The sequence below is a fragment of the Blastomonas sp. genome (genome assembly GCF_046294995.1).
Lineage (GTDB): Bacteria > Pseudomonadota > Alphaproteobacteria > Sphingomonadales > Sphingomonadaceae > Blastomonas.
The window spans coordinates 62,413-73,527 of record NZ_JBKBOG010000017.1; the positions used below are offsets into that span (position 1 = coordinate 62,413).

An 11,115-nucleotide genomic window follows, 5' to 3' on the forward strand; every position below is an offset into this window, starting at 1 on the left:
AGCTTTTGAGCCGCTGCCATCGACAGGCTATGCAGGCGATACCTTGTTTCGCCCGCATAGCGGCGAGCGCCGAAATCCTCAATGATTACGAAGACCGCAGCATCTGTCTGGGTGGCTGGCTCAGCGCCATTCCGGTCCGGCGATGGCAAAGCCGCGTGCTGCAAGCTGGTCGAGCACGCCTTGCTTCTCGGCAAGCACACCAAGCGGCACGACGGCCAGCGTTACACCGTCGGTGCCCGAAGCCTCGGTGATCAATCGGGTCCATTGATCACGGATTTCTCCGCCCAGGTCTTCATCGGCCCAGGGCCAGCACGTGCTCAGCGCGATTTCGAGCGGATTGGCCATGACCGCAGGCACATCAAACCGGCGCCAGTCATCTCCGCGCGCTTCGATGATGGATTGGCCTGCTTCGGTTGCGGCCATCGCGGCTTCCAGGCAAGCGATGTGGCTGGCAGGCGCAGCAGCGGCCAGATTGTCCAGCAGGTCTTCGCCGCGAAACCGCTCTGGCCGGACGATTGCTATGCCGGCCCGCTTTGCGGCCTTTTCCACGATGTCGGTGGCGTCATCCATGGTGCTGTTATCGAAATCGAGCCGACGCGCCAGCAGGTCGAAGGACGACATCAGAAAACTGCCACGATCATAGTCGACCTTGTACCGGGTCTCCAGAGAGGCCAGTCGTGCGCGCTGCTCAACGGTGAGATAACTTGCGGCCACCCGTCCATCGGGAAGCTTGGTAAAGCTTCCACCGCGAAAGATCAGGCGCAGAACATCGCCAGGAGAGAATTTCGGCTGTGCGCGCAGGATGACGCGGCTCGCTTCGGCCGTGGCATCGCGCAGACGCTCGGGCTCCCATGGGGTGCTCTTGGGAACCGCGCGGATTTCGCCGACCAGAAGAACGGTCCCGGTGGGTGTGTCGATGGTCCACATCGGTGCGCCAGAGCGCTTCGCACTCACCACGATCTCGTTTTCCGTCGGCGGAGGCTGCGACGGCGGCGGGGTTTGCGCCTGCGCCAGCGTCGCGCAGAGCAGCATGGTCGCAACCACCGACAGGGACCTTGTCTTCATCGCCACGGCCTTTACAATCAAGCTCATACTGCCACGAGAAGTGCGACCACGATCAGCACGCCGGCAAGCATTGCCAATCCGCTGATGCGCCATGCCAGAACAGTCTTTTCGGCTGCGTCCGCCGCAATGACAATACCGATAGTGGCGGCACGCGCTGCCGCTTGCACCCGGTTCGCCACAGCGCTGCGCATACCCGCCATCTGCTCGGGCACTGCGCCGAGCGGGGCCAAGGCGCGGGCAATTCCGCGCGTCCACCAGAGCGGGTCGGCCTGATCGAGCGTTCCTGCACGCCACCGGGTCGCGGCCATCGCCCCCGCAAAAGCCAGCCCCAGCGCCACGGGCCAGGCGGCAGACCATAAACTCGCCAGCCGCAGCGGATAATCGGGCGGCAGGCTGCTCCACCCGCTCCACAGCCACCATGGCAGCATCAGCGCCGCCAGCCCAAGCGCCAGCGTCGGCAATGCGATCGGCCAGCCTGGGCGTTCGTCATCTCTCGCAGACTGCGCAGTGCCCGCCGACAGGCGCTGCAGAAACCACGCCAGCACCAGTGTCGTGGTGACAGCAGACAAGGTCAGCGCCAGTTCGCCAAGCCCGCCCAATGCGTTCACCGTGGCCAGCCCCGGTTTGGCGGCCATTTTGGTAAGCCCGCCGCCGGTCATCGGCGCACCAGCCACCGACAGCGCGACCAGCCCGAGCATCGTCAACACTGTCTTGCGCCAGCGCCCGCCCGATGCCGCGAACACCGCGACGCCCAGGAACAAGGCGCCCTTGGCCAGGCCGTGGTGAAACGCATAATATGCGATCGATGCCATGTCTGCGGCCTCGGTCTGAATCGCAGCGCCGACCAGGGCGACGATCAAGCCCATCTGGCTGATCGTCGAATAGGCCAGGATGGCCTTGGGCGCGCGCACCCGCAAGCCGACCAGCGCGCCTGCAAAAGCCGTGAAAAAGCCGAGGACGACAAGGACCGCACCCACCCCGGTTCTGCTCGGCAGGAAGACCATCAGGCCGATGATGCCGGCCTTGACGATCGCGCCGGAGAGCACGGCAGAGGCTGCCGTCGGCGCAGCCGGGTGCGCCAGCGGCAGCCAGACGTGCAGCGGCATCAGCCCGGCCTTGATGCCAAAGCCTGCGACCAGCAGCCCGATGGTCAAAGCTGCCAATGGGGTTCCGGGCAAGGCGGCACGTATGTCGGCGATCAGCAGGCTGTCGGCCACGGTCGCGCCGATCACGAACGCGATCAGCAGGCATACCTCGCCAAGGATCGCGAGAACGGCATAGACACGCCCCGCATGCAGCGCTGACGGCGTGCCTTCATGAACAACCAAGAAATAGGCGGACAAGGATACCGCCGCAAATGCCACATAGAAGGTCGCGACATCCTGCGCGAGAAAGACGCCGAGATTGCCGGCCAAGGTCAAGCACCAGAACCCTGTGAACACCGCCGGATTTTGCGTGTTCTTCATCGAGCCTTGCGCATGAATGGCAGCGGCGAACCACAATATGGCGGTGAGCCCGAACAACAGCGCTGCCGGCCGTGCCGCACCCAGCGTTATCCCAAGCAGCAGGTCGGGCGCCAGCGTAGATCCATCGATTCCGACGAGCGCGATCCACAGAGCAGGCAGCGGCGCGAACGGCAGCAGCCGCAGCGCATGCGCGCGCACCGCGGGCAATGCTGCGACCAGCCCGATCAACAGCGGCCAGATCAGGGCTGCCAGCGGCAGCGCGGGGCCAATGATGACGCTCACCGCAGATACTGCCGCTCGGCGATCAGGGTCGCCCAGCTGAGCGGGCTGATCGCCGATGCGGCGAGCAGGCCGACCGCGACCGAGGCAAAGGCGGTGAGGACGGCAGGCGCGATCAGGCCAAGCGGTCGTTCGGTCGGTCTGTCACCTTCGGCGGTCGCCGCTATCGGTTGAAGAAACCAGATGCGATAGAGCATCGGCAGAAAATAGGCGGCATTGAGCAAGGTCGAGGCGCCAAGCACCGCCAGCACCCAGATGGCATCGGCTTGCACCGCGCCGATGCCGAGATAGATCTTGGTGACGAAACCCGCCGTCGGCGGCAGGCCGATCATGCCAATCGCGCCAACCGAAAAGCAGGTCGATGTCCACGGCATCCGCGCACCGATGCCATCGAGCTGGTCTATCCGCCGGATGTCTGCACGCTCGTCGAATATTCCGGCGCAAAAGAACAGGGTGATCTTCATCAGCCCCTGATGGACGAGATGCACGAGCCCGCCGATCACCGCAAATGGCGTTGCCAAGGCAATTCCCAAGATGATGTACGACACCTGGCTTACGGTGGAGAACGCCAGCCGCTTCTTGATCTCGTCCTGCTGCAGCGCGCGGGCCGAGCCCCACAGGATGGTCAGCGCAGCGAGCACCGAGAGCGGCACCGCCAGCCCCAGATCGGCCATCCGCTCCAGCCCATAGACATCGAGCACCACGCGCATCACCCCGAAGGCGCCAGCCTTGACCACCGCCACGGCGTGCAGCAGCGCGCTCACCGGGGCGGGCGCGGCCATCGCCGCAGGCAGCCAGCCATGCAGCGGGATGAGCGCTGCCTTGGCGCCAAGCCCGGCGATGAACAGCGCAAAGATGATCTGTTGGCTGGTGCGGTCGAGCCGCTCCAAATCCACCGCATTGGCAAATTCCACCGGACCCACCGCGCTTTCCAACCAGACGATCGCCACCAGCAGCATCGCGCCGGATGGCAGCGCATAGCTCAGATAGCTGCGCCCTGCCGCGATCGACTCGGCGTTTTGCTTGTGCACCACCAGGGGCCATGTCGACAGCGTCAGCAGCTCAAAGAAGATGAAGAACGATATCAGCGTACCCGACAGCGCAATGCCGGTCGTGGCAGCGACACACAGGCTGAAAAAGCCGAAAAAGCGCGACAGATCGGGTCCCTCGCGCAAGTAGGCGATGGCATAGATCGTGGTGAGCAGCCAGAGGAACGCCGAGAGCGACACGAACAGCAGCGAAAGCGCATCGACGCGCAGCAACAGGTACAGGCCCGGCGTAAACTCCAGCCGGGTTTCGTAGATGGTGCCTTTTGCCACTTCGGCGAGCATGAACACGATCAGCGCGAGCTTGAGCACCGCACCGCCCAGATTGAGCGCGATCCGCAACCGGTTGCTGTCTTGCGCCAGAAAGAACGTCATCGCCGCCGGGATCAGCGACGTCAGCAGGATCAGGACGGGAAGCAGCGCGCTCATTCCAGCCCCTCAACCGCAGCGGCCGGCAGCCCCTGCTGGACAAGGCCGAACGGCGCCTGCGAAGCCAGCCCGAGCAGGATCGCAGCCAGCGCCAGAAGCAACGGCGCAACCTGCAAGCTGCGCGCCACCGGTACGAACGTTGCATCGTCGGCGCGCGCAAAGGCCATCGCCAGCGGGCGGTAGAGATAAGCCGCTGACAGCAATCCGCCGAGCAGCAGCACGACGGCCCAGATGGGCTGCCCGGAGGCAAAAGACGCCGTCAGCATCAGGTATTTTGCGGTGAAGCCACCCGATGGCGGCAACGCAACCAGGGCAACCCCGGCGGTCGCGAAGGCGAACATGGTCATCGGCGTCGCAGAAGCCAGGCCGCGCATCCCGCTCAACCGGTCGTGGCCGACCGCGATGATCCAAACGCCTGCGCACAGGAACATCGCTGCCTTGGCAAGGCCGTGGCTGAGCGCCTGAAAGATCGCACCGGTCCACGCGCCCGCCGCCCAGGGCTGCGCATAGGAATCGCCCCCGGCCAAGGGAAAGACAAGGAAGAGATACCCGATCTGCGCGACGGTGGAATACGCGATGATCAGCTTCAGCCGGTTCTGGCGCAGGGCGAGGACGGATCCGTACAGCACGGCAGCGGCACCCAGGCCGCCCAATGTTGCGAGCAAGGCGGGTGAGGCGAGCTCGGGCAACGCCTCGAACCATAGCCGGAGCAGGATGACGAACGAGGCCTTGGGCACCAGCGCCGAGAGCATCGCCGACGCCGGGGCCGGCGCACCGGCGTGCGCTGGCGCCAACCACGCATGGAACGGAAACAACGCCGTCTTGACCGCGAGCCCCGCCGTCATCAACCCCGCCGCCATCAGGTCAGACGCTCCACGACTGCCTGCTGCGCCCGATGCACCGATATCCCGTGCCGCCAGCAAGCCGATGTCGAGCGTGCCATGTCCGGCGTAGAGCAGGGCTGCGCCGAGCAGATAGGCCATCGAGCCCATCAGCGCGAACGTCAGGTAGCGCAGTGCTGCGGCCAGTGCTTCGCGCGTGCCGTCGATGGCCACCAGCGCAACCGCCGCTACGGTAATAAGCTCAAGCGCCACATAAAGATTGAACAGGTCACGCGACAGGAAGGCGACATTCAGCGCGCCCCACAGCAGCAGGGCTAGCGGCCAGAACGCCCATTGTCCGCGGGTCTCGGCTGGCGACGTGGCTGCACCGAACATGGTGCGCGCACTGACCAGCACCGCCGTCATCACCAGCGCTGTCATGCCCGCAAACGCCAGCGCCACGCCATCGGCGCGCAGCGTGATGCCCAGCGGTGCCTGCCATCCGCCGATGGCCAGATCCAAGGGCCCGTCGGTTGCGACGATAGGCATGAGCACGCAAAGCGCAGCGGCCACGCCGAGAACGCTCACCAGTGCGATCCATTCGCCGCGGCGCGCAATGACCACCGCCAGCAGCGCAGCGACCAGCGGCACCGTGATCAGCGCGACAATCGCCAGCCCCCCGCTCATTCAGGAGCGTCCGCAACTGTGGGTGGCGCAGGCTGCGCAGGCCGCGCAGGCGGATATGACCTCGGCGTCCGTTGCCGGACATCGCTTTCTTCGGGCAGGTGCGTCTGTCCGGTCGCCCGTGCAAAGGCGAGTACGAGACCGACCCCGAACGCGGTGGCCGCCAGCGCGACGACGATGCCTGTGATGATCAGCGCCTGTGCCACCGGGTCTGTCGATGAGAGCGGATCGCGTGCACCAGACGCACCGAACAGCAGGAATATGCCCGATCCGACGATATTGAAGGCGATCAGGCGGCGCAGCAGATGCGGATGGGCGACGAAGCCATAGAGTCCAAGCCCGATCAGGGCCGCGCCGCACAGGCCGAACAAGGTCGCCGATGCGATCATCCTGCTGGCTCCCGATCGGGTCGATCAGGCGCAACGCCATCGCCTGACGTGGGGGCGCCGAGCACCAGCAATGCCAGCGTCGCTGCAATCGACACCGTCAATCCCGCCTCGATGGTCAGGATCAGCGGCTTGGCATAGGCCGTCGGCAATCCCAGAAACGTGCCCGCGACGGCGCCTGCGAGACCGACGCCGAGGAACAGCAACGGACCGGCGATCAGCGCCGAACGCAGCCAGACCGATGTGACGCGCGGAGCAGCCTTGAGCCCCGCCATCATCACCAGCAGCCAGACCGCCGCCAGCACCGTGCCGCCCTGAAAGGCACCGCCCGGCTGCGCAGAGCCCGTCCACACCAGATACACCCCCAGCAACAGCCCGAATGGCGGCAGCAGGCGCCCGAAGGTCGCCATCACCCCGCCTGGCCGGGCATGCTGGCGCAACCCCGGTCGGCGTCCCCAGTCCTGATCCCGCGCAAGCGACCACAGGGCAATCAGCGCTGCCAGCAATACGATACTCTCCAGCAAGGTGTCCCAGCCGCGAAAGTTCAACAGAACCGCCGTTACGGGGTTTTCAACACCCGATGCGGCAAGGTTTTGGGCAACCGCGTCGTGCAGTCCGGCCGGCGGCGGCAAGGAGACAAAGCCCCATGCCAGCCCGCCGCCGATCCCGCCCGCCGCCATCATCGTCGCGATCCGGACTGCCGGAGCAGTGGCTGGCGCGCTTTCCGGCGCAGCGTCCGGGTCCTCATCCTTTGCAAGCAAACGTTCCAGCCGAGACACTGCACCGATCATCAGCACGCCGGTAAGTCCTGCGCCAAGCGCGGCCTCGGTCAGCGCGACGTCGATCGCCTCCAGCCGCAACCATGCCAGCGCCACGAACACGCCGTAGACGATAAAGAACACCACCGCGCCAAAAAGGTCGCGTACCGTCATCGCCGCCAGCGCTGCGCCCAGTATCAGCGCGCACAGCACGATATCGAAGCCAGTCGCGGCAAGCGCGGTCATGGCGCGCCGTCCTGCTTGCCCGCGCAATCGCCCGCGGGCGCTCGATCGGCATGTCGCGTGTGGGGCCCGGAATGCTGGACCATCGCGGCGCGCGCCACCAGTTGCGCCGTGGTACCCGCTGCGACCAAGGTCAGCGCCCACACCATTGCCAGCTTGCCAAGCGTCAGCCAGTCAGGTGCCTGGAAGGCCAGCCCCAGGATCAGCAGGCCCAGCCCGACATTGTCTGCCTTGGTCAGCGCATGCAGACGGCTGTGGGTATCGGGAAAGCGGATGATCCCTGCCGTGCCTGCCCAGAAAAACAGCAGTCCAGCGCCGATCAACGCAAAGGTCGCAACATCAGCCAGCATCGGCGGCTCGCGCATCGGTGGCATTTACAGGGGCTATTTCGGCCAGTTCTTCGTCTTCTTCGGGATCTCCGCTGCCATCGAGGCTCAGCGCCTTCACGAACGCTATCGCGGCAAAGGCTGCGAGCAAGGCGAGCACCAGCGCAACATCGATCATGCGCCAATCGGTCGACGCTGCGAGCAGCAGCACGGTGCCAACACCGCCGGTGCCCACCAACTGCGCGGCCATCATGCGATCGGCAGCATCCGGCCCACGCCATATCCGCCACATCGCGCCGCCCAGGCTCAGCAGCAACAATCCCGCCGCGATCATCAGAAAGGCGCTCATGCCGCGCCCTGGCGAGACGGGGCCAGCTCGCCCGACCCACCGCCTAAAGCCTTGGCGAGCCTGCGCTCTTCGTCGCGCACCGCAGCTTCGACGTTCTGTTCACGGTTCAGCACATGGATCAGCAGGCGGTCACCGTCGCTTCCGGCACAGAGCGTTCCCGGCATGAGCGACAATTCGCCGCCGAGCGCCACCTTGGCGCCATCGGGCAAGGCGACCGAAACCGACAGCCAATCGGGATTTATCGGCAGTCGTGGATGAAACGCGCGCCAGGCGACATCGAACCCGCCGATCAGCGATTGCCCCACGAAGCGCGGCAGCAACATCAGCACAGCGCGGATCTGCGTGGGCCTGGCGATGGGCACCAGCCATAGACTCAACGTGGTCGCCAGCGGCACGACGATGCAGCCCAGAAGCAGCGCATCCAGCTGCGTGCCGGCAAGACACAGCCAGATCACTGCTGGCAAAACAGCTCTGCGCAGCACGATAACGGCGCGCTCGCTGGCTTTGATATGTCCGCCTGCGTCGCGACGCATGTGCAGTGATTGTGGCACTGATTGTCGCATTCTGCCCCCGGCCGTGAAAGCGCACCCCCATTATGCGGTCGCGGGTTCGCAATCACATAGGCTTTGGTCGGTGCTTGGTGATTTACGAGAAACGACCTCATTACCTCAACGCCGAAACGCCTGTGACCGTTCCCTTTTTCGCGATGCCCGACTTGAGCGCAAAATAGCCGATGGCGTTCAGCGGCAGCAACGATGTTTCCCCGCGTTCGAATCCCAAGGATGACGCTCGCCTCGGTTGTGTCTGGGGCGTTTGAGGCTGAAAATGCGGGAATACATTTGCCGCCCCATGCGTTCGCCCCTTTGTACGCAAAGCGAACAGCCGGAGACAAGCCATGAATGACACAGCCCTGACCCGCCGCCGCATGCTTCAGGTCGGTGGGGGCGGCGTCGCCGCTTCGCTTGCGGTCATGGCCGGTGGCCCCGTTTTTGCGCAGCCGAGAGGTGTCAGTGTTGAAGGCCAGCCCATGCCGGAGGGTGTCACCCTTCCCGAGACGCCGCCACGTCCGCGCCGCGCAGACAGCGTCGGCATCGCGGTCGTCGGGCTCGGCGACTTTGCGCTGAAGCAGATGATGCCGCGGTTCGATCAGGCGCAGCGTGTCCATGTCGCCGCGCTGGTATCGGGCAATCGCGACAAGTTGCGCCGCGTCGGCGATGCCTATGGGGTCCCACCCGCTTCGCGCTATACCTACGACACCTTTGACCAGATCGCTCAGAACAAGGGCGTCGATGCCGTCTACATCGTGCTGCCGAGTGGCTTGCACGCGCAATGGACCGAGCGCGCGTTCGCTGCTGGCAAGCACGTGCTGTGTGAAAAACCAATGGCTCTCAACCCGGCCGAGTGCGAGCGCATGATCGCCGCGAGCCGCCGCGCTGACCGCAAGCTCATGATCGCCTATCGGGTCCACTTCGAGCCACACAATGTGCGGGCCATGGAACTGATGCGCGAAGGCGCAGTCGGTGATCTGCGCACGCTACGCTCCGAACAGGCATATGTTTTCGAGCGCACGACGCCCAGCGAGAACTGGCGGCTCAATTCCGCATTGGCGGGGGAAAGCCCCCTTGAAGATCTGGGAATCTACGGGCTTCAGGCCGCGCTCTATCTGTCGGGCGAGATACCCGAAAGCATCAGCGCGCAAAGCTTCCGGCCCGCAGGCGATCCTCGTTTCTCGCAGATAGCAGCGTCCATGTCGTCGCAACTGCGCTTTCCTTCCGGGGCAATCGCGCAACTGGCGACGTCCTACGACTCGCTAGGCAGAAATTTCGTCGATGCGCGCGGTACCAAAGGCGCGATCCTGCTCGATCCGGCCACCAGCTATTCCGGCCAGACGCTCAAGGTGGAAAGCGGCGAGGGTAAGCCGCCGCGCATGCTGACACCTGGCGATCCCGAACGGCAATTCGCAGGCGAGCTCGACCATTTCGCGAACGCCATCCGGGATGACAGCAAGATCATCGTGCCCGGCGAGATGGGCTTGCGCGATGTGCGGCTGATCAACGCGATCAATCTGTCCGCTCGCGAACGGCGGACGGTGCGTCTGAACCCGGACGGAACGATGCGCGGCTGAACCCGTCTGGCCGCGAAAGCCGCCGGCACGCCAACCACCCATCGACGTCCACCACCCATGATTTGATCTTATGGCAGCGCCTGAATGCCAGCCCGCTCTATACCAGCCCGCTCTCGCCGACTGACGTTCAGGCAGTCGCGGCCACTGCCAGTGGCTCCCACAAGATGTGGCGATCATCTAGGCAAATCAGGTTGTTTACCTCAACCAGCACCCCGCGTGACTGATACCCGACCAGCTGCTTGACCGGGATCTCTTTGTTGCGCACCAGAATTGCGGTTTCCTCTGAGGAAAAATCGGTCATTCCGCGAGCACGCTCGGTGCCTGTCTCGTCATAGATGTGGATCACGTCGCCCTTCACGTAACTTCCACAAATCGAAATCACGTCGTTGCGGTCGATACCGCGCGAACCCGTAGCCATGGCGAGCGCAGCACTGTTCGAAACCACGATGCTGCCATCCATTTGCAGGCGGTCGGTCAGCCAGGCCGCCCAGCTGTCGGCGGGCTCGGCATGCGCGACACAGGTCGTGCAGGGGCGTGCACCATCCAGCACCGAGGTGACCGGATTGTCTGCTTCACCATTGGCAATCAGCGTCGTGCAGCCTGCGTTCTGCGCCATGTTGGCCGCCTGCATCTTGGTCAGCATGCCGCCTGTGCCCAGCGTGCTTACCCCGCTGGTCACAGCGAGATACTGGCTGACGTCGTGGACCGTCTCGACAAGCTGCGCACCGGGCTCGGACGGGTTGCGGTCGTACAGGCCATCGACCCCGGTCAGGATAACCAGATGCTGGGCCTGAACCATCTGCGCGACCTTGGCGGCCAGGCGGTCGTTATCGCCGACGCGGATTTCCTCGGTGGTGATGGTGTCGTTTTCGTTGATGATCGGCAGCACACCCGATTCGAGCAGGCGGTGCAGCGTGTTCTTGGTGTTGAGGAACCGGCGATGATCGCCAAAGTCGCCCAGCGTCACCAGAATCTGGGCGATATTGAGGTCGTGCTCATGCCCGATCTGCTTGTAGGCGTTGAGCAGCAGCGGCATTCCGCAGGCCGCCGCCGCCTGTTTGTCGCGCAGGCCTGCGGTCGCGGGGGTGAGCCCGATCATCTTCATGCCCAGCGAAACCGCACCGGACGAACACAGGAT

General features: G+C 64.8%; 11 protein-coding genes. 1 reads left to right on the plus strand and 10 read right to left on the minus strand.

The genetic code is table 11. The features are described from left to right. Positions 1–120: 120 nt before the first annotated feature. The 9 genes from ACK4R0_RS14955 to ACK4R0_RS14995 are packed head-to-tail and all read right to left on the minus strand — an operon-like array spanning position 121 to position 8,385. Positions 121–1,092 carry a TraB/GumN family protein gene (locus tag ACK4R0_RS14955; RefSeq protein ID WP_409675681.1) on the minus strand — a complete coding sequence of 324 codons (972 nt, stop codon included), beginning with the start codon at positions 1,090–1,092 and terminating at the stop codon, positions 121–123. Continuing rightward, positions 1,089–2,813: a complex I subunit 5 family protein gene (locus ACK4R0_RS14960; RefSeq protein ID WP_409675684.1), complete on the minus strand. Its 1,725-nt coding sequence runs from the start codon at positions 2,811–2,813 to the stop codon at positions 1,089–1,091. Before ACK4R0_RS14960 ends, ACK4R0_RS14955 begins: the two co-directional genes overlap by 4 nt. Continuing rightward, complete coding sequence (locus tag ACK4R0_RS14965) at positions 2,810–4,285, minus strand: complex I subunit 5 family protein (RefSeq protein ID WP_409675687.1); 1,476 nt, start codon at positions 4,283–4,285, stop codon at positions 2,810–2,812. The genes ACK4R0_RS14960 and ACK4R0_RS14965 overlap by 4 nt, the downstream gene beginning before the upstream one ends. Then, positions 4,282–5,793, minus strand: a complete 1,512-nt coding sequence (locus tag ACK4R0_RS14970) for a complex I subunit 5 family protein (RefSeq protein ID WP_409675690.1) — start codon at positions 5,791–5,793, stop codon at positions 4,282–4,284. Before ACK4R0_RS14970 ends, ACK4R0_RS14965 begins: the two co-directional genes overlap by 4 nt. Then, the gene (locus ACK4R0_RS14975) at positions 5,790–6,179 is read right to left on the minus strand and encodes an NADH-quinone oxidoreductase subunit K (protein ID WP_409675693.1); all 390 of its coding nucleotides are present in this window, start codon (positions 6,177–6,179) and stop codon (positions 5,790–5,792) included. The genes ACK4R0_RS14970 and ACK4R0_RS14975 overlap by 4 nt, the downstream gene beginning before the upstream one ends. After that, a complete protein-coding gene (locus tag ACK4R0_RS14980; protein WP_409675696.1) occupies positions 6,176–7,180 on the minus strand; it encodes a hydrogenase subunit MbhD domain-containing protein in 1,005 nt (334 codons plus the stop codon). The genes ACK4R0_RS14975 and ACK4R0_RS14980 overlap by 4 nt, the downstream gene beginning before the upstream one ends. Further along, positions 7,177–7,551, minus strand: a complete 375-nt coding sequence (locus ACK4R0_RS14985; RefSeq protein ID WP_409675699.1) for a monovalent cation/H(+) antiporter subunit G — start codon at positions 7,549–7,551, stop codon at positions 7,177–7,179. The genes ACK4R0_RS14980 and ACK4R0_RS14985 overlap by 4 nt, the downstream gene beginning before the upstream one ends. Beyond that, positions 7,517–7,852, minus strand: coding sequence for a monovalent cation/H+ antiporter complex subunit F (locus tag ACK4R0_RS14990; RefSeq protein ID WP_409675702.1), 336 nt, complete (start codon positions 7,850–7,852; stop codon positions 7,517–7,519). The genes ACK4R0_RS14985 and ACK4R0_RS14990 overlap by 35 nt, the downstream gene beginning before the upstream one ends. Then, positions 7,849–8,385, minus strand: a complete 537-nt coding sequence (locus tag ACK4R0_RS14995) for a Na+/H+ antiporter subunit E (protein WP_409675705.1) — start codon at positions 8,383–8,385, stop codon at positions 7,849–7,851. Before ACK4R0_RS14995 ends, ACK4R0_RS14990 begins: the two co-directional genes overlap by 4 nt. 362 nt (positions 8,386–8,747) lie before the next feature. Between ACK4R0_RS14995 and ACK4R0_RS15000 the strand changes: the two genes are divergently transcribed. Beyond that, a complete protein-coding gene (locus tag ACK4R0_RS15000; RefSeq protein ID WP_409675708.1) occupies positions 8,748–9,977 on the plus strand; it encodes a Gfo/Idh/MocA family protein in 1,230 nt (409 codons plus the stop codon). Positions 9,978–10,104: 127 nt separating this feature from the next. Here the strand turns inward: ACK4R0_RS15000 and proB are convergent. Next, positions 10,105–11,115, minus strand: a 1,011-nt coding sequence (gene proB / locus ACK4R0_RS15005; protein ID WP_409675711.1) for a glutamate 5-kinase, incomplete at its 5' end; no start/stop codon positions are given.